The organism is Streptococcus oralis subsp. oralis, assembly GCF_002096435.1.
In the GTDB taxonomy this organism is placed as follows: Bacteria; Bacillota; Bacilli; order Lactobacillales; family Streptococcaceae; genus Streptococcus; species Streptococcus oralis_AA.
The window spans coordinates 93,273-119,779 of record NZ_NCUI01000024.1 but is presented as its reverse complement, the minus strand read 5'-3'; the positions used below and the strand labels follow the sequence as shown (position 1 = coordinate 119,779).

Genomic DNA, 26,507 nt, shown 5'->3' with positions numbered 1-26,507 from the left:
TTTATGGATTTACCGCTGCGACTGCCTTCTGGCGGTCACGTTTCATTGTATTGGAGCGCAATTGTCCACAAGCTGCATCAATATCAGTACCATGTTCTTGACGAACAACACAGTTGACCCCTTTTTTCTTGAGGGTATCGTAGAAGGCCATCACGCGCTCTTTAGGACTACGGCTATATTGGTCATGTTCACTAACTGGGTTATAGGGAATCAAGTTTACATAAGACAATTTCTTGATGTTCTTGAGCAACTCAGCCAGCTCCAAGGCTTGTTCGACTCCGTCATTGACTTCATTGAGCATGATATACTCAAAAGTTACACGGCGGTTGGTTGTTTCGATGTAATACTCAATCGCTGCAAAGAGTTTTTCAATTGGAAAGGCGCGGTTAATCTTCATGATGCTTGAGCGCAATTCATTATTGGGTGCGTGAAGGGATACAGCCAGATTGACCTGTACGCCTTCATTAGCAAAGTCACGAATTTTATGGGCCAAACCTGAAGTTGAAACTGTGATGTGACGAGCACCGATAGCCATCCCCTTGTCATCATTGATGGTACGAACAAAATTCAAAACATTGTTGTAGTTATCAAATGGTTCACCAATTCCCATGACAACGATATGGCTGACACGTTCGTCCTGACCACGCTCATCAAAGTATTTCTGAACCAACATGATCTGCGCTACGATTTCCCCGTTATTAAGGTCACGTTGCTTCTTAATCAGGCCTGACGCACAGAAGGTACAACCAATATTACAACCAACCTGAGTGGTCACACAGACTGACAAACCGTAGTGTTGACGCATCAGCACTGTCTCAATCAACATGCCATCCGGCAACTCAAAAAGATACTTAACGGTACCGTCAGCTGACTCTTGTACAATCCGTTGTTTCAATGGATTGACCACAAACTGCTCATTGAGCTTAGCAATCAAATCCTTGGAAAGGTTGGTCATTTCTTCAAAGGACTGGACACGTTTACGGTAGAGCCATTCCCAGATTTGATCTGCTCGGAATTTCTTTTCTCCTTGTTCTAAAACCCATTCTTGCATGGTTTGACGTGTTAAACTATAAATAGACGGTTTCATCTCTTCTCCTTATTCTCTATCTATTTCTGACGAATGACAAAATGGCGCTGTCCCTTGTCCTCTTTCTGAGACTTTTGATCCTTATGACGACGTCTATTTCGCTTATCGGCATTTGGTTTTCTCTTGTTTTGCGAAGATTTCTTCCCTCTTCTAGGAAGGTTTTCCTCCTCTTTTTTACGCATTTTCTTGTCAAATGAAGCCCGTTTCGGTGCTTGATTTTCTAGGACAAAATAAGCACAACCATAACTACAGTACTCTAAAAGATAATCCTGTAAGCGACTAATCTTTTCATTTTTTTCCTCTGTTCGGTCGTCTTTATAAAAGCCACGTAGACGGAGCTGTTCATTGCTCCAGTCCCCCACGACATAATCAAACTTGGTCAACACTTCTGAAAAGCGTTGATTAAAGACTGTCACATCGAAGGCATCCTTGATATTTTCAACCAAGGTAAAAGCAATCCCTTCAGTCTCAACCTTATCCCCATTCACATGAAATTCTGGGCCAGGAAACTTGTTATAATTGTATAATTCAGGTGCAATTTCTTTACGCATAGTCTTCCTTTTCCACGATTACTTAACACTCTATTTTACCATATTTTCTACAAGTTGGCACGAATATCCTCTAAATGAAAAAAGTCTGACGATTCTGTCAGACTTCTGCTTTATAACCTTAAAAAGAGAAGATTGACTCTTCCCTCCATATTTTTTATTTAGCTGCTGCGTAAAGCTCGTCTACTTTGTTCCAGTTAATGACTGAGAAGAAAGCTTTGATGTAGTCAGGACGCACGTTGCGGTATTTCACGTAGTAAGCATGTTCCCAAACGTCCAAGCCCAAGATTGGTTTTTTACCTTCTGAGATTGGTGTGTCTTGGTTTGCTGTTGAAGTCACTTCAAGCTTCCCTTCTTTGTTGACAACCAACCAAGCCCATCCAGAACCGAAGCGAGTTGTAGCTGCTGCTGTAAAGGCTGCTTGGAATTCTTCAAATGAGCCAAATGTTGCATCGATTGCTGCTGCAAGTTCTGCTGATGGAGCTGTTTTCTCAGGAGTCATCAATTCCCAGAAAAGAGCGTGGTTCAAGTGTCCACCACCATTGTTGATAAGTGCTTGACGGATATCAGCTGGGATAGAATCTACATCAGCAAGCAAAGCTTCAAGGTCTTCACCAATTTCAGGGTGTTTTTCAAGAGCTGCATTTGCATTGTTGACATAAGTTTGGTGGTGTTTGTCATGGTGCAAGTGCATTGTTTCTGCATCGATGTATGGTTCCAAAGCGTCATATGCGTATGGAAGGTCTGGTAAGATAATAGCCATCTGTAATACCTCTTTTTCTTTCTATATGAAAATGATAACGCAATCATCCTCTTTTTTCAAGTTTTTTGCTCAATTTGCCTCTGCCGCGATCTGCAAAAGTGCCTTTTCAAACAGGTACCCTTTTTCATAGACACCTGTCTTAATCTGGTAGTCCGTTTCAATTAAATAAGAAATCGCTCGCTTGAGAAAAGCCAAGGAAATCCCTCTCGAATCTCTTAATGCGAACTTGATTTGATAAGGATTAGGATTGCGTCCCAAATAAGTCCCCAGACTGCTTACAATCTGCGATTCCGTTTGACCAGCCTCTGATAAGATTTTCACTTGGGTAAAGGTTCGGAACTGTCCTAACATGACAGCTATGAGCTTGATTTCGTCTTCCCCTTGCAAGGTCAAATCTCTAACCAACTCACGGGCCTGATCAATCTTCTTAGCCAAGATAAACTGAGTTAAGTCGAAAATATTGTCCTGCAGGGTCTTTGGTATAGCCTCGACAATATCCTTCTCCTCTATCATGCCATCTGACTTATAAGACTGTAAAAAAAGGAGATTTTTCTGGATTTCACTAAATTGAAAACCAGATTTGATAAGTAGATTTTCAAAGGATTGCCCCACAAACTGCAGACCTTGTGTCTGACTCCATTTTTGGAAATACTGGCGGAGTTCTTGATCCTTGGGTTCAATAGCATCAAATACAGTCGCATCTCGTTTGAGCAATTTGACCAGCCGTCTTTTACTATCTAACTTTCCTTCTGCAAAAATCAACAACTTGGTTGTTGGCGAAGGGTTATCAAGGTATGCCTCAAACGACTTGAGCTCATCATCTGCTAAAAAGCGTTTTTTGGCTGTTGTGATATCGACAAAATGGTCTAATATCACGATTTTCTCATCCGCAAAGAAAGGGAGACTGACCAACTCCAACTCTAAGTCTTTATAAGCTACTTCTTTCATATCAAAGTAAGCAAAATTGAGATCAGCTGGATCATAACCAATCTGTTTCAACACTTGACTCTTCATAACTTCAAACTGTCCCTGGTCTGTCCCTGTAAATAAGGTCAAGCTAGATAAGTTTGATAGAGACAAGTTTTGACTCTCTTCTATGGCTAGCATCTTCTCTCCTTTCTTCTTGTTTTTCTATTTCATTTAGTCAATATAGCGCAATTTCCCACGGAAATCTTCTAGGCTCTCGTATCCTTTTTCCTCCATGATTGCTTTTAGTTCATTGGTAATACGCTCAAAAGCACCGACGCCTTCCTTGTGAAGGGTGGTTCCGACCTGTACCATACTAGCTCCACAGAGGATGTGTTCAAAGGCATCACGACCGTTCAGAACGCCACCCGTTCCGATGATTTGGATTTGAGGATTTAAACGTTGGAAAAAGGCGTGCACATTAGCAAGAGCAGTCGGCTTGATATACTCTCCTCCAATCCCACCAAAACCATTCTTAGGACGAATAACGACCGACTCGCCTTCTATATAAAGGCCGTTCCCGATAGAGTTGACACAGTTAACAAACTTGAGCGGATATTTGTTGAAAATAGCTGCCGCTTGATCAAAGTGAACAATATCAAAATAAGGTGGCAATTTGATTCCAAGAGGTTTGGTAAAGTAGGCAAATACCTCAGACAAGATACGGTCTGTTGTCTCAAAATCATAGGCAATCTGAGGTTTTCCTGGAACATTTGGACAAGAGAGATTAAGCTCTGTCAGTCCTTTAAATTCACTCTCTTGAACTTTTTTCAAAATGGTATGTGTTTCTTCTGGAGACATGCCAACTAGAGATAGGAAGAAAGTACGGTTTGGCTCTTTTTCCTGCAAGTCCAAAAGATAGTCCAGATAGTAGTCTAAGCCATTATTTGGCAAGCCCATGGAATTGATAGAACCAAGTGGAACATCCTGGTAACGTGGTTCAGGATTTCCCTGACGAAAGTCCAAGGTCGCAGTCTTCGTAACAAAAGTACCTGCCGCTGAGTTTTTGACCCCTTCAAGCTCTTCTATCGTCATACAAGCCACACCCGCTGCATTCATCAAGCAATTGTCAAACGCAAAGCCAGCTATTTGTGTTTTCGTTGATACCATGATTCTGATCCTCCAGATTCCTTTTATTTCTAATATTATACCATACTTTAAGATTTTCTCTTTGAGAAAGTTATTTCTAGAGAAAACGTTCGTTTTTTGATAATGCTCTTAGTATTGACCGAATGTAAATTGAAAGAATTTTTAGAAAATTTTCGTTTTTTTCTTTACAGTGAAAAAAAATTCTGCTATAATGGCTCATGTAATAAAATATAACAACAAAGGAGAACGATATGACATCTGCTAAAGAATATATCCAAAGCGTGTTTGAAACTGTAAAGGCTCGTAACGGGCATGAGGCTGAATTTCTCCAGGCAGTTGAAGAATTCTTCAGCACTTTGGAACCTGTATTTGAAAAACACCCTGAGTATATCGAAGAAAACATCTTGGCACGTATCACCGAGCCTGAGCGCGTGATTTCTTTCCGTGTTCCTTGGGTTGACCGTGATGGAAAAGTCCAAGTGAACCGTGGTTACCGTGTTCAATTCAACTCAGCTGTTGGACCATATAAAGGCGGACTTCGTTTCCACCCAACTGTAAACCAAGGGATCTTGAAATTCCTCGGTTTTGAACAAATCTTTAAAAACGTCTTGACTGGACTTCCAATCGGTGGAGGTAAAGGTGGATCAGACTTCGATCCTAAAGGGAAGACTGATGCTGAAGTGATGCGCTTCTGCCAAAGCTTTATGACAGAATTGCAAAAATACATCGGACCATCTCTTGACGTCCCAGCTGGCGATATCGGTGTTGGAGGACGTGAAATTGGTTACCTTTACGGACAATACAAACGCCTTAACCAATTTGATGCTGGTGTCTTGACGGGTAAACCTCTTGGATTCGGTGGTAGCTTGATTCGTCCAGAAGCAACTGGTTACGGTTTGGTTTACTATACTGAAGAAATGCTCAAAGCCAACGGTAACAGCTTTGCTGGTAAGAAAGTTGTGATTTCAGGTTCTGGTAACGTAGCCCAATACGCTCTTCAAAAAGCGACTGAACTTGGTGCAACTGTTATCTCTGTATCTGACTCAAATGGTTATGTCATTGACGAAAATGGTATCGACTTCGACCTTCTAGCAGATGTGAAGAATAACCGTCGTGCACGTTTGACTGAGTACGCTGCTGAAAAAGCCACTGCTACTTACCATGAAGGTTCTGTATGGACTTACGCTGGAAACTACGATATCGCTCTTCCATGTGCAACTCAAAACGAAATCAATGGTGACGCAGCTAAACGTTTGGTTGCTCAAGGAGTTATCTGCGTATCAGAAGGTGCTAACATGCCTAGTGACCTTGATGCGATTAAAGTCTACAAAGAAAACGGAATCCTTTACGGACCTGCCAAAGCTGCCAACGCTGGTGGTGTAGCTGTATCTGCACTTGAAATGAGCCAAAACAGTCTTCGCCTCTCATGGACACGTGAAGAAGTTGATGGACGCCTCAAAGACATCATGACAAACATCTTCAACACAGCTAAAACAACTGCTGAAACATACGGACTTGGTACTGACTACCTTGCAGGAGCAAATATCGCTGCCTTCGAAAACGTAGCAAACGCTATGATTGCACAAGGTATTGTTTAATTAGTCGATACATCCTATCGGAGGACAATTGATGAATTTACGGCCGATGGAAGCGAGAGACAATCCAGCTGTAGCGCAACTCATTCGAGCTAGCCTAGAGGAATTCGGGCTTGACAAACCAGGAACTGTCTACTTTGATTCTCATCTAGATCATTTGGCCGATTATTATCAACAGCAAGAGAGAGCAGCTTACTTTGTCCTGGAAGACGAAGGTCAGCTGGTTGGCTGTGGTGGCTTTGCACCTGTGTCTGATAGGATTGCTGAATTACAAAAACTGTATGTCACTAAAAACAGTCGTGGCAAAGGTTATTCTAGCCGTTTGATAAAGCGGATATTCCAGGAAACCCGCCTAGCTGGTTATGAACAGCTTTATCTAGAAACCTCTACTGAACTGGCTACGGCTGTGGCCATCTATCAACACTATGGTTTCACATCACTGCAACAACCACTTTCTAACGCCGCCGGCCATCCTGCTATGAATGTCTGGATGATAAAGTCTCTCTTATCAGATGAATAGATGTCAGTATACTCTGGTCGTCTCGAGGACATCAGTATCAAGATCCTCAGCACAGCTAAAACAACTTTTAAAAATGTAGCCAAGGCTATGATAGTTAAGGTATTGTTTCAATCCTCAATCATTATGATTGGGGATTTTTTATGTTGGTTTCAAAAAAGCTCACTATTTAAAATAGTAAGCTTAAAAATCAAGATTTATTTTACTTCTACTAAGGCAGAAGACAGGCATTCAACTATTTCATTTACTGCTTCATCTATGTCTAGGTTCTCATTATCATTCAACATCATTGGAAGAGCATAAGAAAGACTCAAGGCTAAAATATAACGAACGATTCTTTCATTTGACCAATCTCGGATAACACCATTTTTTTTAAACTGATTCAGAACTGGACTAATTGGCTTAATGATAGAGTGAACAATAACATTCCCTAACTGATTAGAAATAGTTTTATCAATAAAAGAACGACTCAAGAGAATTTTAACTTGCATTTGATTCTCCTGAATGAAAACTAGTCTATCTCGAACAATGCTTCTCAAAAACACTGGAAAACTCTCTTGGTTTGCTGTAAATTTCTTCTCAGAAAAATCAGCAATCACATCTGGAATAACCTGTTCGAGAAAAGTTGACAGAATAGCTTCTAAGATGCCTTCCTTAGTTTTAAAGTAACTAAAAACTGTCCCTTCTGAAACTCCAGCCTCCTTAGCAATAAGGCTTGCTGTTGTATTCTCAAAACCAATTTCTGAAAATAACTTTAGACTTGATAATAACACTTGACGTTGTTTTAAACTCAAGTTGCTATTTTCTAATGTCTGAGCGTACTTTTGTTCTAAACTTTCCATTGCTAGCACCTCTCTGCTACTCTCTTACTTTTACAACTTTCTTACCTCGAGTGTGTCCCGACTTCAGACTACGATATGCCTCTCTAACTGACTTTAGAGAAAAATCATAAATCTGATCAATATTCAGCAGAACCTTCCCATCTGAGACCATTTCCGCTAGAACTTTAAAATCATCATATGTTGAATGTCTAGGACCCGTGAACTGAGCTCCTTTTATCATAACATATGGTGAAGGTACTAGCGTTCCAATAGCCGTGCCCTTCAACCCCAAACTGAAAGCCAATTTAACATAATCACTTCCATAGCAATCCAAGAATTTTGTAATTGGCTTTGTACTTGCTGATAGAAGAGCATTCTGGATGTTATCTTCGTAAGCTACTGGTATAGCACCTAAGGACTTCAGATAATCTGAATTTTTCTTACTTGCAATTCCAATAACTGTCGCACCCTTAGCAACTGCATACTGTACTGCGATACTTCCAATACCACCTGCTGCTGCTGAAATAACTACAACATCTTTAGAGTTTAGCTCAATCTTTCTAAAAGCACCTCCCACTGTTAGAGAGGCTACACCCATAGTAGATGCATGGTTCATATCAATCATCTCTGGTTTCAACACAATTTCTGATTCATTGACACAAACTTCTGTTGCCAAAGCTCCCCTCTTGGTCCCCAATCCAGGGTCACTGATCATTGTTCCAAAAACCTTGTCCCCTACTGCAAACCGACTTACTCCTTCACCAATTTCTGTGATAACTCCAGCAAAATCCCGACCAACACCTCTTGGAAAGAGAGATGATTTTGACTCAAACAAACGACTTGGCTTCCTTAGTTTCGTCATAAAAGATAGAAAACGAAGTGGCTTTGCCCCCTCAAAAGTCTTATAATCAATAGGATTTAAACCAACTGCATAAACTTCTACCCTAACTTGATTCACTTCCAAAACATCAGATTTAATGTTCACCAAATCTAGCACTTCTTCATCACCGAAACGACCATACTGTATTGCTTGAACAACCATTTCATGAACTCCTTTGTTTATCTATATATTGAGTGAGCACTCAATCATTTTTCTCTGATTATACGCTTATTCTTCATAGATTTCAACTATACTGTTTCCAAAACTTCTAACTAAGTTAGCTGTTCATGATAAAAATAGATCTATTTTCCCTTATGAAAAATTATCAAACTATAAATTAGAGAAATCCGACTGCTTATGAAAGCAGTCGGATTTTTATATATCTAATTTTTCAAAAAATTTGCCTGCTGACCGCTTTTCTTTTAGCTTCTCCAGCAGCTCATCCTCTATAAAAGGAGTCAGGTCGTCAAAATCTTGGCAAACCTTAAAAACCGTCTCTCTGTCCAACTGGCCATAAGCTAGTTCATAATAGTCCTTATGATGATGCCAGTTCTGGTCATAGTTGATATCTTTCCGTTGATAGTAAACAATGTTTTGCTTCGGTGTCAGGTAAAGCTTCTGTGTTAGAATACTTTTCTGATCTTTGGACAACTTGCTACGACTGAAAATCTTAACACCTTGAAAGATCTTGCGCTCATGGATACCTTGATTTGTAACTTTTAATTCAACTCTTTTATAGTGCATATAGTCACCTCCAAAAATTACTTTCATTATATCAGACTCTGGCAGATTTTCAAGCAAAAGTGTCATTTCCAAAAATCTTTAGTCGCCTCTAAAATCTGTTCCGTTGGTGTCACAGTTGCTTCAATAATAGTTTTGCCAGTCATTTTCAGATAGGCTTGTATCAGATGATAGCCATAAGCATAGCCCGCAGCATAAGGCATTCCAACTGGTATTTGACCTTGAATCTCAGCTATTTCATCACCGTAAAGATAAGGAGCCATTTCCGCCATCCCTGTTAGCTGAAGCTGACTTGAGATGATGGGCTTAATCTCTTCTAACTGCTCGGAACTAGTTGAAGTGACCCAGGATCCGATGAGCTCTTTACCATAGAGCTCAGCAGCAAAAGACTCTGCTAATCCTTCACTGACTACCCAGTCTGCTAGTGTCGTCTGCTGGTTCCATTTGATAAATTGGAAGCGAACATTATGGTTGCACTCGTGGGCCAGAGCTGCCTGCACACGTGGCAAAGTATAGTCGTTTGGTAGCAGACTAAGCATGAGGTAGCCTGGAATTCCACCATCTCCACTATAACCCTTATTGAGCTGTAACATGGGCTTTTCAGGGTTGCCCAATAAAATAGTAAAATGGTAATCCTCAACCTCTAAGTCATAGCCAGCCTGCTCAAAAAGACCAATACTCCTCTTGATGGTATTCTGGCAGTCTTGCCAGAGTTGATCAGAGCTCAGAGCGTCGATAGCTGGTCTATCCTTCTCTGACAGAGTTCCGGGTAGCTGATTCATAAAACCAAGTAGGAACAAAGCATCAAATCCTCCGGGATACTTGGCTTTCAGAGGAATATGTTGAGTTTGGTATTTCGTAGCAAAAGGTGCTAATATTTTAGCTCGAAAACAGCCCTCTCTCTTTTCCAAAGGAAGCTCGAGCATCTCTTGGTAAACTTCATCTGAACGAATCATATTGATTTGCATAGTAATCTCCTTTCTTATCTATTATTAGTATAATCCCTTACCTAAGGTCAGAGTCAAGAAGAAAATTGAATTTCTATCAAGATTCTAGTAACTGTTAGAAAAAGCACCCTAGAACTTTCGTATCAGACTATAATTTAGAGGTAGATTTACCATTCTAAAAAGAAAAAACTGCTATTCCTAAGAATAGCAGTTTTATAAGTTTTTTAAGCTACTAATGTAGTTACTCTATTATTTAAGAGTAATTTGAGCGTGATACTCAAAAGACTAAGTGTAAAGCTTATTTTTTATTATTTTATTTTTGTAGGGGTGTATATGGGGGTGTCGCTCCAACTCCTTCCTGTTTAAGAAGTTGAGTTATTTCATTTCCAAGAGTTGCATTGTTTGCATTATAGTAATGACTATAGGTGTTTAATGTTGTAGCTTTATCAATTCTTCCAGAACGCTGAGATACTTCTAAAACATCCTTTTTCAGAACATTAATCATAAATGAATCGTGTGAATGACGCAATCCCTTACCAGTTATTTCTGGAACTCCAGCCAACTTTGCATAACGCTTCAACATTCTTGTCAAAGTACTTTTTACCATTGGTTCACCAAACTTAGATAGAATATAATCCTGATTAGAATTAGAAATCTGAATTGAGCGCCATCGTTCAAGTACTTTTATTGTTTCATCATCTAAGTCTATATATCTTATACCTGCTTCGGTTTTTGTCTGCTCTTTACGTTTGTAAACACCACCCTTTAAAGCTTCTAAGGTTGAGTGAACAAAGATACGTTTATTCTCCTTATCAAAATCTGACCAAAGTAATGCAAAACCTTCACTAACACGTACACCAGTCATATAGTATAACCAAGTGGTTGTAAAACGGTGAAGATCTTCATAATCAGTTAAATCAAAAGTAGAGATAACTTTCTTAAACTCTTCAAAAGTCCAGAATTTTGTATCTGGTCTTTTACCTTTTGGATTATCTAGACTTTTACAAGGGAATGTTTTGATATATTCCATTCTCTCAGCATAGCCTAAACATTGTTTAAAACGAATCCAAACACATTTTGCATAATTCGCGGAATACTTATTAATAAGTTCTAATCGAAATTTTTCACAATCACGAGGTTTAATGTCTCGTAATTTCATTTTTCCAAATCTCTCAATAAATGTATCAAATTGAGTGATCGCGGTTCTATATGTGCTATCTTGTACCGTTTGTTTGTAGTAAGGTAAAAACACCTCTAACATATACTGTTCAAAATTGAGATTATAGTCGCTATAATCAAATTTATCGTAAAATTCAACTCTTGCTCGACATAACTCATCATATGCCTCTTTTTCAGTTGAAAAAGATTTTCCCCATATATTTCGATATCTTTTAAATCTTTGACGTTTACCTGTAGCTGATGCTTTGAATTCTGTCTGACAGTAAATTCTTCCTTTACTATCTCTAAATACTCCTTTATATTTCTTTGACATTGCTTTCAATTCCTTTCATTTAGTAAATTGAAAGCCGAGTAATTCTTCCACAATAAAACTAGGTGCAAGATCAAATCTTTTGTTATCGAAAGGCGATTTACTTAATTTTACCATATTATTTGAAGAATTCAAAGATTCATCAAATTGATTTATAGCAATCTTTTTAGCTTGCTTAATTATTTCTTTTGAAGCTGTTTTTGAAAAACCAAGCTTCATAATATCTCTATGATTAACTGTCTTCATTTTTATCTCCTATATTGTAGAACTCAGTAATATAACTAATTTCATCTCCTGTACTAATAATATGATTAGTTTTTTTTGAATAATTAGCTTCTAAATCAATATCTAGCCCATTGATAGTCATTACTTCTCCTTTAGTAGCTGTTATTTCAATTGGTTTTTTTATTCCTCTAGAACACCTATAAATCCTGACACCTTTTGGATATAAATATAGTCGTGCACCTTTGATGTATTTTTTTGAATTCTGATTATCATCTATCTCCAAATTAGTTAAATACGCAATAACATAATTACCAACTTTATCACTATTTTTAAGTCTTTTAGTTTTGGTAAAGCCTTTTTTCCAGCACTCTTCAATAATTTTATTTGGGATATAAAGAGAACTCCTTTTAGGTGCTTTTATAAGAAGATGACAATGCCAACTCCCACTAGCTTGTGGCTCAATAACATTAATATATTCTAAATCTGGATACTGTTTTCTTAAATCCCTAATAAATAATTTAAAATCTCTATATACAATTGTAATTTCATTAGTATATTTAGCGTAGGTCAATGTTATCCATAGTTCATTCTTATCTCCCCTAAAATTATGAGCAATAAGCCTCCTTAATTTTCTCATCGTTATACGAGTAGATTTGATATTATCACTTCGTGTAACACCGCTTGTATTCATATCAAATATTTCTCCAGTTTCTAAAACGACATATTTTCTATTCGGAAGTACTTTTATGGTTTGCTTGTGTATTCCATTAGAAGTTGTTAATTCTAGGGTATTACCATATCTATAGGATTTTACGATAGCTCCTGCATGTACTTTTGAATTATTTACTTTCACTCCTAACTTTCCTTATTGTTCTTTTGTTTGACGTTTATCAAGTTAAAAGCAATAGAAGCAAGCTTCTATTGCTGGGCACATTTCTTAAAGTAAAGAAAGAGGGACGTTCCACTTGCTCTAGCTCTCTGAGCTGAGCACCCCTATTCTTTACTTTCGAAAGTGCTCTAATAATATTTTTCCAATTCTTTTAAAAAGTCAAATTTTTTATCAAAAAATGGAGTTTCAAAATAAGCCGGAAGAGTCATTTCCCCATCAATCTGTACATGCCCTCCTCCTTTAATTTCAATTGATTTATAGTCCTTAAAATTAGAACCAAAAACCATTCTGTATCCATCTTCTGATAGATTGCCAAGTGCAACTCGACAACCTAATTGATCCCTAATAGCACCATCAATAATATTCGCATCTGGGCGCTGCAGGCATACCTCTATTAATATACCAACTTGCCTGCCCATCATCACTAAGTTAAAAATGTAAGACATGGCTTCTTCAGCAATTTTTTTATCAGATACTTTTACAAAAGCTGTAAGTTCATCAATAAAAACTACGATTGGTTTTAATCCAAAATCTGTAAAATCTTTACCAAATGATTCTTGACTAGAAAAATATTTATCGTATCTGTTCATCATTTGAAAATTTACAACTCTCAGTATTTTACAGATTTGGTTAGAAGTAACAGCGACATTCTCTTCTGGAAAACCACTAACATACCTCAATAAACTTAAATCTGCATTTTTCGGATCACAGATATAAATATCAGCACCCATCGATGCATATTGCAAAAGTTTATAGTTTAAGAACATACTTTTTCCTGAACCTGTTGTACCAACTGTTAATCCATTGGGAACTTTACTAATATCGTATGATATTTTTTTTGTGAGTTGAATTTCTGTCGAATTTCTATCTTTTTCTAAGTTTAAATCCGATACTTTTAAACGTTCATCTTTTATTAATTCAAAAGTATAATCGGTATATGTTAACTGCTTTTCATTAGATATCAATTTTTTCCCTAAGAATGCCTCCAACTTGCTTCCGAGGTCATTAACTTTATGGCTTAGAAGTCCACCTATATTGTAAACTCTAATCGTAAATGTACTTGTATTTTTTTTATTATCAATCCATTCCATTTCCAAAGTTTCAATATATTTTTTTTCTTTAGTTTCGGTTATCTGTGTAATATATAATTGGTTTAATTTAATAAATTTAAATAATTTTTTCTGATTTAAATACTTACTCCTATTAAATTGACCGAAAACAAACAAAGAACCTAGTACTGTTTCTAAAGAATATATAATAAAAATATGATTTATACTTAATCTAAAATTGAACAATGGTAGCAAATATAAATCAATAGAAAGAACCACTATTATAAATAATAAAAATATTATTCGACTTGCCCAGAAGGGAAATACCCAATTTATACTAACCCTTTTCATGTTGCTTATTTCCTTGTGAATCTAAAATTACGTCGGCAGTAATTGACAATTGATTTTGATACTCGCCATAAACAGTTGCTTTACTAATATTAACAACTTTACAAACTGTTTGTAATGGTTTAAATGAAGAATAATCATCAATCCCTTTGTTATTTACAGTAACAACTACTTGCTCTCCTAGATTGGTCTGACCATTCTGATATTCTGTAGTATCTTTAAAAATAAGCAAGCTCACTTTTAATTTGTTATCTTGTGTAAGTTTAGAACCCAAATAAACAAGTTCTTTGTTATCAAAAAATGATTTATCAAACGTTAAAAAGTTTCTTAAATTTTTTAGTGTCATAATGTTTTACCTCTTTTTATTTTAAATAAAGAATCAGCAACTTCTTTATTCATTTGAAAATAGATTTGCAACTCTATTATCAATTTTTATCACATTATTGCTGTAATCTGATAAATTAATTATAAATTAAAAAATTTATGATTTAGTCTAAACTTTCGTCTATATTTTTATATTAAATCGTAGACATAATTATAGACTATGTTAAAAATTCCATTGATATCAATTATTTGAATAAATTGTACAAAAAAAGAAATATAATAAACTTATACTTCTTTTTCTTTAACTTATAAAAAATTTTCCAATTCAGAAAATCTGATTAATCCTAAAAGATATTTTTGATACTCTGTAAGATCTTTTACATGATTAAGCATCAAATCGTTTAGTTCTAGCTGAATATACTTTGATGCTCGACTATTTATAGTTAAAATCCCTGGGACATGACCTCCAAATTTAGCTATATTCTGCTTAACTAAATCTGTGAATTCATTTCTATTTAAGTTTCTATTTAAACTAACTAATTTTGTTGGATAAACTCCATCTTTCTCATTTGGTCTATCCTTTCTTACTAATTTATCTCCTTCTTTCGTTTTAACTATAAAATATGGCATATAATCTGGATTTCTTTGTGCTCTTGCAAAATTAAAAGGTATTGAATCATTTTCTATAATTGGTATATCACTCTCTATAAACTCTTTCATTAAGGTATCAACCATATACCCAATTTTGAAAATAGTATTCTTTTTCAATAATTCAATATTCTCAGGGAAAAAATTATCAGATAAATCATTTTCAAGCCATCTTTCAAAATACTGATTAATTTCAACGAATTTAAATGAACGGTTCATATCATTGAATATTCCCTTTATTACATTATTTTTAAAGGAACGTGCTAATTTTCTTTTAATAAGTAACCATGGAGTCTCAAAAAAATTAGAGGACACTTGAGTCATATCTAGATTATACCATGTCGAGAATTTAGCAAAAATACATAAATAATCAATAAAAGATTTATTAAAATTATCTAATTCATCATTAATTTTCTTTTTCGATAATATTTCTTGAAAATAGTTATCAAATGTAATTTCTAAGAGCTCTTCAATTTCACTATCTGTACCAAATATTAATCGATCTTTTTTTATATTAAATATTCGGGAGTAATCTTCCAATAAACTATCTGGAATAAAATTACCACTTTTTATATTCTTCCCAGATTCTATTCTTTTTATTGTAGATACCTGACCAGACGAAATCGTTTCTATTTGTCTTGAACCTCTCAACTCTCGAAATCTTACTGAAACCTTCTTTATTAATTCATCTTCAAAAAAACTCATTCCAACTCCAATATTTATAAAGTAAATTCAGAAACAATTTTCTTCTCATCTTCTGTTAAATCAAATAAATCCATGACTAGATTATCAATATCAAGATTAAGCTTGTTAATCACCATTGCAATATAAATTAGAAGACTATTATACCATCTCTTCCAAGGGAAATTGATGAATCTTCTTGCAAATGATTTTCATAAGAATTATATATTTCAGAGGAATAGTTAAATACAGTTTCGAATAAATCAGTTTCATTCTTATATCTTAAATCTTTAAAATTAATATAAAATTTTTCAGACTCGTCAATTATAAAGTATTCCTTCAAAATATCAAAAATAAAACAATTCAATCCAATATTATAACCCTCAAATTCAACAATAATATATTTATTATTATTTAAAGTTATAGTTTTAGAGGAATTATATTTAAATAATATCAGAAACATAATATTTTTGTAATACATCAAAATTTCTGACTCAGCATCAAAAATATAAGTTATACTACCAGTATCCGACGGATCAATATCACAAATATTTAATTCTCTTTTTTTAAAATAAGCACCAACTACATGTCTATCAAAGTTTGTAATTTTTATTAAAGAATTAGTAAAATCTATAGACCTAATAGCATTTACCTGATCTTTTGCTTTAAAAGCAGTCGAAGTTGCTAAATTTGATCTATAAGTACCTTTAGCTTCTATTAAAATTGGAGTACTAAAATCAAAATCTTTAAGACCAAAATAATCAGGACTTTTATTATTATAACCTTTATATCGAGTTATGTTTTTTATAATTGGATCTTTTAAATGAAATAAAAGCGGAACTTTGTGTACTTTCTCTGCTATTGCATAAGCTGTCATGCTACCAATGAAATAGGAAATCGCCGTTTTTATTGTTGCTTCTGCGTTATAATAGTCATCTGTAATTTCAAAGATTCCATTTTTTTCTTTAATAGCCATTTTAACTAAGCTAAAATAGAATTTAATTCCATTAAAACTAAGTCTAGCATTGCTAAAAGCTCCTAAATTTATAAGATATCTTATAAAATCTTTATCAGTACAATTGATAGATGAATTGTTATTGAGTTTATTATTTTTAAAATCATTAACACTCATATAAAAAGATACATTAACCATACTTCTATACCCTCAATAAAATCCACAAACACCCCCACAATTTTTTGTGGGGGTGTTTGTGGGGAAGTTTCTAAAGAAACATTTCCTATTCTATCGCCTTTATTATTAACTAAAGGCTTTTAAACTCGGCTTTCCCCCTTAAACAATCAATGAACGATTATTTAAGAGTAACTGAAGCTCCAGCTTCTTCCAATTTAGCTTTGATTTCTTCAGCTTCTGCAGTTGGAACGCCTTCTTTGATGACACCTGGTGCACCATCAACAAGTTCTTTAGCTTCTTTAAGTCCAAGACCAGTGATTTCACGTACAACTTTGATAACGCCAACTTTTTTGTCACCAGCAGCTGTCAATTCAACGTCAAATGAGTCTTTAGCAGCACCAGCGTCAGCAGCACCAGCTGCAGCTACAGCTACAGGAGCAGCTGCAGTTACACCAAATTCTTCTTCGATAGCTTTTACAAGGTCGTTCAATTCAAGGATTGAAGCTTCTTTAATTTCAGCAATAATGTTTTCAATGTTCAATGCCATTGTTATTTCCTCCAAATAAGTTTTTAATTTTATAATAGTTTTTCCGTAGCTAGGCTACGCTGCGTAGCTTAAGATTAAGCTGCGTCTTCTTTGTTGTCTGCAACCGCTTTGACTGCAAGAGCAACGTTGCGCACTGGCGCTTGAAGTACAGAAAGGAGCATAGAAAGAAGTCCTTCGCGGTTTGGAAGAGTTGCAAGAGCAACGATTTCTTCTTTAGATGCGACAGCGCCTTCGATTGCACCACCTTTGATTTCAAGTGCTTCAGCGTTTTTAGCAAAGTCGTTCAAGATTTTCGCTGGTGCGATAACATCTTCGTTAGAAAATGCTACTGCAGATGGTCCAACAAATACTGATGCAAGATCTTCAAGACCAGCTTTTTCAGCTGCACGACGCAAGATTGAGTTTTTAATGACTTTATACTCAACTTCGCTTCCACGAAGCTCACGACGAAGAACTGTATCTTGCTCAACTGTCAAACCACGAGCGTCTACAACGACGATAGATGCAGCAGCTTTCATTTTTTCAGCTACTACGTCAACTAGTTCCGCTTTTTTAGCAATAATTGCTTCACTCATTAGTGTGTTCACCTCCGTAATTATTTTGCTTGGGGAATTTTTCCAAAAGAAAAACGCGCCCAAACCTAGACACGAAAGTACAATACGCTTCTTTTTACATGATACGTTTTGTCCTCGGTAGGATCTTTATGAGTCGAGCTCCCCTACTGTCTTAGGCAGTTTTTTCAAACCGTATATAAGTATAGCATATACAAAAAAAGAATGCAAGATTTTTGCAAACTTTTTTTAAATTTTTTTAAATCTCTACTGTTAAAACTTTGCCTTGCTTAACCACCTGTTCTCCAGCGATATAAACATCTTCAACATCACTGGATTTGACAGCATAAACCAGATGAGAGAGCATATTTTTCTGAGGTTGAAGATGGATTTTTCCTTGTGGTTGAATGACCAGAAAATCCGCTTGCTTGCCAACTTCTAGGCTTCCTATCTGCTTTTCCATTCCTAGAACCTTAGCTCCTTCGATTGTCAGTGCCTTAAGGGCTGTTTCGATAGGGAATTGACTGGCATCTCCACTTTTCATCTTTTGAAGAAGGGCTGCGGTCCGTCCTTCCTCAAACATATCTAGATTGTTGTTGGAAGCAACGGAATCAGTCGCAATTCCCACAGCAACTCCTGCTTTTTGGAGTTGGATGATTGGAGCGATTCCTGAGGCCAGTTTTAGATTACTGATAGGATTGTGGGCGATAGCCACTTGAGAGGTTGCCAAACGTTCAATTTCTCGTTCGTTTAGCTCGACCCCATGAGCAAAAACAGACGGATGATCTAAGTAACCCAGTTCTTCTAGAAAGGCGAGGGGGCGTCTGCCGTATCGTTTGAGGATAATTCCTAACTCCTCCTTGGTCTCCGCCACATGGATATGGATAGGAATGTCCAGCTCTTTTGCCATATCTAAGCTCGCTTCCAGCAAGTCTCTACTACAACTGTAGGGAGAATGTGGAGCTACCATAACCTTGAAATTTGGGTTTTCATATCCTAAGATTTCTTCTATAATGGATCGTGTTCTGCTTATGGTCTCAGCAGTTGTTTCTGCCTCTGAAGAAAAGAGGGTCGGTGAGAAATAACAACGCATCTTAGATGCCTTGACTGCCTGATAAATTCTCTCAATATCCACTCCATTGGGATTATACATATCGTTGAAGCTTGTTGTTCCTGACTGGAGCATCTCCGTCAGAGCTTCTTTGACCGCCTTGGTAGTCATGTCGGGAGTAAATCCTGCTTCTGCTGGCCAGATATAGTCATTGAGCCATTCATGGAGATTGCTGTCATCCCGAAGCCCCCGCAAGCCTGTCATAGCAGAATGGGTGTGGCAATTGACCAAACCAGGCATGATCCAGACTCCCTGATAGTCTATAATCTGCTCAGCTTGCTCTAAAATCTCTGGTTTCTCTTGACCGACATAGATGATTTGAGAGTCCTTAACGGCTAAGATACCATCCAAATAAACATGGAAATCTTGGTCACAAGTCACGATATTTACATGCTGATAGACTTTCATTATAGGCTCCTTTTCTATAAGACAATATACAGTGAATAATTTTTCTAGCTATTGTAACAAAAAAGTCACCCGAAGGCAACTTTTTTTGTCCATAAGATTTCAAAATAGAAAGGATTATTCAGAGCTAAAAGCCGCAGCTTTTTGCATTTGGTAATACTTGCCCTTTCTAGTCATGAGATCCTGATGGTTCCCATACTCAACAATGTCGCCATCTACCAAGACAAGAATCAAATCCGCATCCTGAATAGTTGACAAACGGTGGGCAATGATAAAACTTGTGCGTCCCTTCATGAGTTTGGCAAAGGCATCCTGTACTAGCACCTCTGTCCGCGTATCGATGGAGGAAGTCGCCTCGTCTAAGATAAGAATCTTTGGAATAGCTAGAAAGACTCGGGCGATGGTCAAGAGCTGGGCTTGCCCAACAGAGAGAGATTCTCCTGCATTTTCCAACTTGCTATCGTATCCCTGAGGCAATTGTCGGATGAAAAAGTCTGCATTGGCTGCTTTTGCGGCAGCAATCACCTGCTCCCGACTGGCGTCAGGATTTCCAAAGGCAATATTGTCATGAATGGTCCCTTGCTTGAGCCAGGTTTCCTGGAGCACCATGCCAAACTGCTGTCTCAATGATGCTCGGGTATAATCGTAAATAGAACGACCGTCTAACAAGATATCTCCTGAATTAATAGGATAAAAACGCATGAGGAGATTGATAAGAGTTGACTTACCAGCACCTGTCGGACCAACGATGGCTACCTTGCTACCAGCTGGGATATCGATGGATAAGTCCTTAATCAAGATCCTTTCAGGATTATATCCAAAAGAAACATGCTTAAAGGTAATGGCGCCCTTGACTTGGTCACTGGTCAAGACTTCCTTACCTGTTTCAGCCACCTCTGTACTTTCTAAGACAGCATAGACACGCTCTGCGCAAGCGAGAGCACTTTGCAATTCGGCCAGAACTGAAGAAATATCATTAAAGGGTTTGGTGTACTGTTGGACGTAATTCAAAAAAGTCACTAAACGCCCAATGGTCAAGGTGGACCCCATCATGATACGATAAGCTCCTACTCCAGCTAGAAGAGCATAAATAAGTGCATTAACAAAGCGAGTTGAAGGATTAACCGTTGAGGAATAAAAGATAGCTGACTGAGAATAATCTGCGTAGTTGGCATTCGCCTCGTGCAGTCTTTGGATAAACTCTGTCTGAGCATTGAAGGACTGGATAATGGTCTGCTGGCTAAGCGACTCTTCAATCAACTGAGTCTGAATTCCTCTCGTCTCTGTTTGCTTCTGGAAGAGATGATAGGAGCGTTTGGCAATAAAGCGTGAAATCACCATGGACAGCGGCGTCAACAGCAAGACCAAGAGGGTCATGAGGAGGTGGATTTGAAGCATGGCTAGAATACTAACCAAAATCATCAAAACGCCAATGAAAAATTGGTTAAAAATCATGGTCAAGCCAGCTGCCAACTGTTCTATGTCTGTAGTCACACGACTAACCATCTCTCCACTGCCCTGCCGATCCACAAAAGCAATCGGTAACCGATGGAGTTTATGGATGATTCGCTCTCGCAAGTCTCTGGTATAAGAGAAGATTAGACGATTATAAAGAAGAGGATTGGCCCATTGTACCAGAGTATTTCCTATGACTACCAAGATCATCTGAATGAAAATCTGCCAAAAAACTGGTGAAGAATCAGCAACTAGGACCTGGTCAATGACCTGCCCAATCAGAATAGGTAAGTAAATTGATAATCCAACTTGGGCAATAGTTCCTAGAAAGGCTAGGAAAAGGAGGAAAGGATGGCTTAATAAATCCTTAGCCAAACGCTTGAGCGTCTGGTTTGCAGTTTGTCGTTTCATGCTAGTCCTCCTTTCCATGTTGGGATGCATTGATTTCGCGATAGACTTGGCTGGACTTCATCAAGTCCTCGTGCTTGCCGATAGCTAAGAGCTCACCTTTTTCCAAGAGGAGAATCTGGTCAGCCATACGAAGTGTCGAAGTCCGTTGAGAAATCAAGATTAAACTCGTGTTTGGCAAATTTTCTCGGATAGCTTTCAAGAGCTTGGACTCTGTGATGGTATCGAGAGCTGAGGTCGCATCATCTAGGATGAGAAATGGAGCTTGGCGCAAGACCGCACGTGCGATGGACAGCCTTTGTTTTTGTCCACCTGAGAAATTTCGTCCTCCTGCCTCAACTAGGGCATCCAGAAGTCCTTCCTTTTCACTGACAAAATCCTTAGCTTGCGCAATCTCCAAGGCCTGCCATAGTTGCTGGTCAGATACTTCTCGATTGAAACCTAGAGTCAAGTTGGAACGAATAGTTCCTTTAAAAAGTTCGACTTTTTGAGGTACATAGGCAATCCAAGACCGCCACTGCTCCAAATTACGAGGACTACGCCCATCTCGATAAAGGTCAATGCTTCCCTTATCTGCTGGATAAAGACCAAGTAAGACTTGCACCAAGCTTGATTTACCAGAACCCGTTCCCCCGATGATACCAAGGATTTGCCCTTGAGTCATATTAAAGGAAATGTCTCTCAGAGAAGCTTGAGCCGCATCTGGATAGGTAAAGGTCAATTCTTGTACTTGCAAAACCCGATCACCAGTAGCTTGCTTTTCTTCTAATTCTGAATAAATATCTTCTGGAGCTTCGGTAAAAACTTCCTCGATTCGCTTGGCTGAGATGTAGGACTGGTTGAGAGAATTGATCAGCATGGCGAGCTTAACCAATTCTACCAAGATTTGCAAGAGATAGTTGATGAGGGCAATGAGGGCACCTTGACTGAGTAAACCTCCTTGAATTGAAATATAGCCCTGCCAGATGATGACGAGAAGAGTTCCATTAACAATCAGATAGGTCAGAGGTGTTAACAAACTAGACCAGAAACCCGTCTTTTCTTGCAAACTGGCATAGACTTGGTTAAGGGTTTGAAAAATCTGTAATTCTCGTTTTTCTTGCCCAAAGGCACGAATCACCCGCATGCCTTGTAATTGCTGGCGCGTTTCCTGAACCAGCTGATCCGTTTTCTTTCTGAGACTGCTGTAGAGAGGATTGACCAGTCGAGAGAGACCGACAATGACAATCGTCAAAATGACAACCATAACTAAGAACCAGAAAGTCAGCTCAGCCGAGATGCGATAGGCCATAAAAATGGCTCCAAAAACGATAATAGGCGCTCTCAAAAAGAGACGCAGAAACTGATTAATACCAGTCTGTATCTGGTAGGTATCCGAAGTCAAGCGTGTCACCAAGCTAGAAGTTGTCAGACGATCTCTGCTATCCTTTGGCAAGGAAAGAATATGACGATAAAGGTCGTCTGTCAGTTCCTTGGCGAATCCAACCGCTGCCTTGGCTGAGTAAAACTGGGCTATCAAGGCCACTAAAACGCCAATCACTGCAAAGATAAGGAGCAGGCCAATCTGCATCCAGAGGTGTCCTTGATCTCTCTGGGGCAAGGACTGGTCAACAATCCCAGCAATCACCATGGGAACCAAGAGTTCAAAAACAGCTTCAAGTAGCTTGAACAAGGGTGCTAAAATGGATTCTTTGATATAGGGTTTGAAGTAAGATAGTAAGTGTTTCATAAATCCCTTCTATTCTTATTCTGAAAATGAAGAAAGTGGGAAGCCCCACCCTCTCAGTTTTATTTGTTTAAGTAAGGTAATAGATAGCCATATCCTGCTTTTTCCATCTCATCCTTGGCTACAAAGCGCAAGGATGCAGAATTAATACAGTAACGCAGGCCACCTAACTCCTGAGGTCCATCTGTGAAAACATGACCCAAGTGAGCATTGCCTGAGCGAGAACGAACCTCGATTCGCTCCATCCCATGGCTCAAATCCTTGTAGTAGTGAATCAATTCCTTAGAAATCGGACGACTAAAACTTGGCCAACCGCAACCTGAAGCAAACTTATCCTTAGCGAAAAAGAGTGGCTCACCCGTCGTGATGTCTACATAAATCCCTTCTTCAAAGGTTTGGTCATAGGCATTGGTAAATGGCGCCTCTGTAGCAGCTTCTTGCGTAACACGGTAGGATTCTTCAGTTAGGCTTTCCTTCAGCACTTCTTGACTAGGTTTTTCATAGTTAGATGCGTCAATCAATGGCTTCTCAGCATCGGTCACATCGATATGACAGTAACCGGAAGGATTTTTCTTGAGATAGTCTTGATGGTAGTCTTCAGCCAGAATGTAGTGGCGAAGTTTCTCCACCTCTACTGCAATCTTTCGACCCAGCATACGCTCCTGCTCCTGCACCACTGTGTAGATAGCTGGCAAGTCTGCTTCATCTTGGTAATAGATCCCCGTTCGATATTGGCGACCACGGTCATTCCCTTGCTGGTTAATAGACAAGGGATCAATGACTCGGAAATAATAAAGCAAAATCTCTCTGAGTGACACTGCTTTCTCATCATAGATCACTTGAACAGTCTCTGCATGGTCTGTTTCCTTGAGCAACTGGTAATTGGTCGTTTCGACTTGCCCATTAGCGTAGCCGACACTGGTTGCTAGCACTCCAGAAATTCGTGAAAAATACTCCTCTAGGCCCCAAAAACAACCACCTGCTAGATAAATTTCTGACATCTTTATTTCTCCTTTATCAAGTTTTTAACTAATACTCTTCGAAAATCTCTTCAAACCACGTCAGCTTACATCTGCAACCTCAAAACAGTATTTTGAGCTGATTTCGTCAGTTTCATCCACAACCTCAAAACCATGTTTTGAGAAACCTGCGGCTAGCTTCCTAGTTTGCTCTTTGATTTTCATTGAGTATAAACTTCTTTTCAAAAAAAGGATAGGAAGCCCTCTGGTCAAGAGTTTCCCCATCCTATCTTCTATTCTTTATTTTGCTTCTACACGGACACCTTGGGTATCAACTTTCAAATCATGAAGTTTGCCTTTGAAAGACTGCTTTTGCAATTCTGCCTTAATCTTCGGCATATTGTCGTTAGAAGCCAAGACCATTACTGTCGGTCCGGCACCAGAGAGATAGGTCGCATAGGCTCCATTCTCTTTAGCAACTTGCTTAATCGTCGCAAATTCACGGACCAGACTTTGACGATAACGCTCGTGGAAGAGATCCCCCTCGATTGCTTGTCCAGCTGTCACCATATCTCCTGCTAACAAGGCAGCAACCGCCACATTGGCGATAGAACTAGCCGCAACAGCTTCCTTGTAAGACAATTTTTTAGGCAAGACACCGCGGCTGTCTCGAGTGCGCAATTCATAGTTGGGAATATAAGCTAGAAAATCACACTCGGGGAAGTCTGCTACGATAGCAGAGACTTGACCTTCAACGGAACTCGCAATAACAAGATTTCCATAGATAGCTGGAGCCACATTGTCAGGATGCCCTTCAATCTTGGTAGCCAACTGCAATTTGTCGTGGTTAGATAAGTTGAGATTGCCCAGTTGGTTAGCCAGTTCAATCCCAGCAACGATAACAGAGCTAGAAGAACCCAAACCACGCGCCAAGGGAACATCGCTGGTCATTTTCAAACGTCTCGGTTGCAAGTCAGGCGCAATTTGCAAGGCAATCTTGAGCAAGAGATTACGCTCGTCATGTGGAATCCATTTGCCAATCTGGTGTTCAATCAACCACTCATCCCGTTCTTCACAAACCTCAATTTGAAGATACTTGGTTACAGCTACACCGACCGAATCAAAACCTGGCCCGATATTTGCACTGGTTGCAGGTACAATAATCTTCATCCTATTCTCCTAACACCTTGAAGGTATTCAAGAGGTCAAATTCTGAAGCTTTGGCCAACTCTGCTGAAACATTCTCAAGTTGTGCTTTATTGATCTTATGAGTGATAATCACTACACGCGCCTTGTCACCCTCTTTGCCATCTTGGAGGATTTGCTTGAAGGAAATATCTTGAGCATTGAAAATCTCAGCCAATTTCAAGACCTGACCTTTTGAGTCTGGAGCCAAGATTGAGAAATAGTAGTTTGCTTTAACATCCTCAGGATTAGCCAAGACCAAGTCACGGCTGTATTCGTTGAAGTCTTTACCAATGGTACCATCATTCAAGCGACGAACGATACGGACAATATCTGCTACAACACTTGTCGCAGTTGGTTTTTGACCCGCACCTGGTCCATAGTACATAGACTCACCGATACCAATAGATTCTACAAAAACAGCATTCATCACGCCATTCACACTGGCAAGTGGATGTGCTTTAGGAAGGAAGGTTGGAGTTACTTCTGCAGCAATACCAGAAGGAGTTTCCTCGATAGAACCAACCAATTTCACTACATAGCCTAGGTCTTGAGCTACAGCTACGTCTTCTGGTGTGATGTTACGGATTCCCTTGTGGGCTACATCGTCAAAGGCAACCTTCATACCAAAAGCAAACTGGCTCAAAATCACCATCTTGTAGGCTGCGTCAATCCCATCCACGTCATTTGTAGGGTCGCTTTCTGCAAATCCTAGTCTTTGAGCTTCCGCCAGAGCATCATCATAAGACCAGCCTTCTTCCACCATCTTGGTCATCATGAAGTTAGAAGTTCCGTTAACGACACCAAGAACGCGCGTGATTTTATCAGAAGCCAATGAATTTGCTAGAGTGCGAAGAATTGGAATACCACCAGCTACTGCTGCTTCGTAGTAAAGTGCTACATTATGCTCTTTAGCGATTTCTAACAATTCTGCACCATGGACAGCCAAAAGGTCCTTGTTAGCAGTAACAACGTGTTTCCCAGCTTCCAAGGCACGAGTGATAAAGGTTTTAGCTGGTTCGATACGCCCCATCAATTCCACTACGATAGTAATGTCCTTGTCTGATAAAATATCGTCTACATTGGTTACAAAGTTAAAGTCATTTCCTGCTGCAAGCAAGCGGTTCTTCTCATCTTCATCCTTGACCAATACCTTGGCTACTTCAATCTCAGAATGAGCTGACTGAACGATTTTTTCTCCATTTTCCTTTAGTAGGAATGGCACACCACTTGCAACGGTACCAAATCCAAGTAAAGCAATTTTAACTGTCATGTTTGTCTCCTAGAAATTTTCTGATATAGCCATTATAACAGAATTTTGTGAAAATTCCTATTATAGTAAATCACTATTTCAGTCTAGTAAAGAAAAAACGAATCAGACGATTCGTTCTCCTTAAAATCTAGAAAAAGATTTCCAGAAA

The 26,507-nt window shown here is 38.4% G+C and carries 26 protein-coding genes and 1 other annotated feature; of the genes, 2 read left to right on the top strand and 24 right to left on the bottom strand.

From position 1 onward, the window contains the following. Position 1: 1 nt before the first annotated feature. The 5 genes from rlmN to B7723_RS04035 form a co-directional block, all read right to left on the bottom strand. The gene (gene rlmN / locus B7723_RS04055; protein WP_000804768.1) at positions 2-1,087 is read right to left on the bottom strand and encodes a 23S rRNA (adenine(2503)-C(2))-methyltransferase RlmN; all 1,086 of its coding nucleotides are present in this window, start codon (positions 1,085-1,087) and stop codon (positions 2-4) included. Positions 1,088-1,107: 20 nt separating this feature from the next. Continuing rightward, on the bottom strand, positions 1,108-1,638 hold the full coding sequence (locus B7723_RS04050; RefSeq protein ID WP_084849805.1) for a YutD family protein: 531 nt from the start codon (positions 1,636-1,638) through the stop codon (positions 1,108-1,110). Between the two features lie 154 nt (positions 1,639-1,792). Beyond that, positions 1,793-2,398, bottom strand: a complete 606-nt coding sequence (gene sodA, locus B7723_RS04045) for a superoxide dismutase SodA (RefSeq protein WP_000974728.1) — start codon at positions 2,396-2,398, stop codon at positions 1,793-1,795. Positions 2,399-2,467: 69 nt separating this feature from the next. Beyond that, entirely contained in the window at positions 2,468-3,505 is a 1,038-nt protein-coding gene (gene holA, locus B7723_RS04040) for a DNA polymerase III subunit delta (RefSeq protein WP_084849806.1), read from the bottom strand. Positions 3,506-3,538: 33 nt separating this feature from the next. Continuing rightward, positions 3,539-4,474 carry a dihydroorotate oxidase gene (locus B7723_RS04035; RefSeq protein ID WP_084849807.1) on the bottom strand — a complete coding sequence of 312 codons (936 nt, stop codon included), beginning with the start codon at positions 4,472-4,474 and terminating at the stop codon, positions 3,539-3,541. A gap of 230 nt (positions 4,475-4,704) precedes the next feature. Here B7723_RS04035 and gdhA point away from each other — a divergent pair, with 230 nt between their 5' ends. Together gdhA and B7723_RS04025 are read left to right on the top strand one after the other, a co-directional pair. Continuing rightward, positions 4,705-6,051 carry an NADP-specific glutamate dehydrogenase gene (gdhA, locus tag B7723_RS04030; protein ID WP_084849808.1) on the top strand — a complete coding sequence of 449 codons (1,347 nt, stop codon included), beginning with the start codon at positions 4,705-4,707 and terminating at the stop codon, positions 6,049-6,051. A gap of 31 nt (positions 6,052-6,082) precedes the next feature. Then, positions 6,083-6,568: a GNAT family N-acetyltransferase gene (locus tag B7723_RS04025; RefSeq protein ID WP_065371858.1), complete on the top strand. Its 486-nt coding sequence runs from the start codon at positions 6,083-6,085 to the stop codon at positions 6,566-6,568. Between the two features lie 194 nt (positions 6,569-6,762). Here B7723_RS04025 and B7723_RS04020 read toward each other — a convergent pair whose 3' ends face one another. The 19 genes from B7723_RS04020 to B7723_RS03920 form a co-directional block, all read right to left on the bottom strand. Continuing rightward, positions 6,763-7,407: a TetR/AcrR family transcriptional regulator gene (locus B7723_RS04020; RefSeq protein WP_084849809.1), complete on the bottom strand. Its 645-nt coding sequence runs from the start codon at positions 7,405-7,407 to the stop codon at positions 6,763-6,765. 16 nt (positions 7,408-7,423) lie between these two features. After that, positions 7,424-8,428 (bottom strand): NADP-dependent oxidoreductase, encoded by a 1,005-nt coding sequence (locus B7723_RS04015; protein WP_084849810.1) that lies wholly within the window; start codon positions 8,426-8,428, stop codon positions 7,424-7,426. Between the two features lie 213 nt (positions 8,429-8,641). Next, positions 8,642-9,010: an EXLDI protein gene (locus tag B7723_RS04010; protein WP_084849866.1), complete on the bottom strand. Its 369-nt coding sequence runs from the start codon at positions 9,008-9,010 to the stop codon at positions 8,642-8,644. 62 nt (positions 9,011-9,072) lie between these two features. Further along, positions 9,073-9,975: a DUF2268 domain-containing protein gene (locus B7723_RS04005; RefSeq protein WP_084849811.1), complete on the bottom strand. Its 903-nt coding sequence runs from the start codon at positions 9,973-9,975 to the stop codon at positions 9,073-9,075. A 292-nt stretch (positions 9,976-10,267) separates the two neighbouring features. Beyond that, on the bottom strand, positions 10,268-11,446 hold the full coding sequence (locus tag B7723_RS04000) for a tyrosine-type recombinase/integrase (protein WP_084849812.1): 1,179 nt from the start codon (positions 11,444-11,446) through the stop codon (positions 10,268-10,270). A gap of 15 nt (positions 11,447-11,461) precedes the next feature. Continuing rightward, positions 11,462-11,689, bottom strand: coding sequence for a DUF3173 family protein (locus B7723_RS03995; RefSeq protein WP_084849813.1), 228 nt, complete (start codon positions 11,687-11,689; stop codon positions 11,462-11,464). Next, positions 11,676-12,359 carry a rolling circle replication-associated protein gene (locus tag B7723_RS03990; protein ID WP_142358002.1) on the bottom strand — a complete coding sequence of 228 codons (684 nt, stop codon included), beginning with the start codon at positions 12,357-12,359 and terminating at the stop codon, positions 11,676-11,678. The genes B7723_RS03995 and B7723_RS03990 overlap by 14 nt, the downstream gene beginning before the upstream one ends. Before the next feature lie 326 nt (positions 12,360-12,685). Continuing rightward, the gene (locus B7723_RS03985) at positions 12,686-13,957 is read right to left on the bottom strand and encodes an FtsK/SpoIIIE domain-containing protein (protein WP_084849815.1); all 1,272 of its coding nucleotides are present in this window, start codon (positions 13,955-13,957) and stop codon (positions 12,686-12,688) included. Next, entirely contained in the window at positions 13,944-14,300 is a 357-nt protein-coding gene (locus B7723_RS03980) for a hypothetical protein (RefSeq protein ID WP_084849816.1), read from the bottom strand. Before B7723_RS03980 ends, B7723_RS03985 begins: the two co-directional genes overlap by 14 nt. Positions 14,301-14,584: 284 nt before the next feature. Beyond that, entirely contained in the window at positions 14,585-15,631 is a 1,047-nt protein-coding gene (locus B7723_RS03975) for a hypothetical protein (protein ID WP_084849817.1), read from the bottom strand. 127 nt (positions 15,632-15,758) lie between these two features. Further along, on the bottom strand, positions 15,759-16,760 hold the full coding sequence (locus B7723_RS03970) for a hypothetical protein (RefSeq protein ID WP_084849818.1): 1,002 nt from the start codon (positions 16,758-16,760) through the stop codon (positions 15,759-15,761). 157 nt (positions 16,761-16,917) lie between these two features. Then, on the bottom strand, positions 16,918-17,286 hold the full coding sequence (rplL, locus tag B7723_RS03965; protein WP_001196964.1) for a 50S ribosomal protein L7/L12: 369 nt from the start codon (positions 17,284-17,286) through the stop codon (positions 16,918-16,920). Between the two features lie 74 nt (positions 17,287-17,360). Next, positions 17,361-17,861 (bottom strand): 50S ribosomal protein L10, encoded by a 501-nt coding sequence (gene rplJ, locus B7723_RS03960; RefSeq protein ID WP_001287274.1) that lies wholly within the window; start codon positions 17,859-17,861, stop codon positions 17,361-17,363. Positions 17,862-17,899: 38 nt separating this feature from the next. Then, positions 17,900-18,035, bottom strand: a sequence feature (ribosomal protein L10 leader region). A gap of 61 nt (positions 18,036-18,096) precedes the next feature. After that, entirely contained in the window at positions 18,097-19,356 is a 1,260-nt protein-coding gene (locus tag B7723_RS03950) for a TRZ/ATZ family protein (RefSeq protein ID WP_084849819.1), read from the bottom strand. A gap of 114 nt (positions 19,357-19,470) precedes the next feature. Beyond that, entirely contained in the window at positions 19,471-21,219 is a 1,749-nt protein-coding gene (locus tag B7723_RS03945) for an ABC transporter ATP-binding protein (protein ID WP_084849820.1), read from the bottom strand. A 1-nt stretch (position 21,220) separates the two neighbouring features. Next, entirely contained in the window at positions 21,221-22,945 is a 1,725-nt protein-coding gene (locus tag B7723_RS03940; protein ID WP_084849821.1) for an ABC transporter ATP-binding protein, read from the bottom strand. A 59-nt stretch (positions 22,946-23,004) separates the two neighbouring features. Continuing rightward, complete coding sequence (msrB, locus tag B7723_RS03935) at positions 23,005-23,943, bottom strand: peptide-methionine (R)-S-oxide reductase MsrB (protein ID WP_076984655.1); 939 nt, start codon at positions 23,941-23,943, stop codon at positions 23,005-23,007. A 258-nt stretch (positions 23,944-24,201) separates the two neighbouring features. Continuing rightward, positions 24,202-25,071, bottom strand: a complete 870-nt coding sequence (gene thrB / locus B7723_RS03925) for a homoserine kinase (RefSeq protein WP_084849823.1) — start codon at positions 25,069-25,071, stop codon at positions 24,202-24,204. Between the two features lies 1 nt (position 25,072). Next, the gene (locus tag B7723_RS03920; protein ID WP_000216365.1) at positions 25,073-26,359 is read right to left on the bottom strand and encodes a homoserine dehydrogenase; all 1,287 of its coding nucleotides are present in this window, start codon (positions 26,357-26,359) and stop codon (positions 25,073-25,075) included. Positions 26,360-26,507 lie beyond the last annotated feature (148 nt).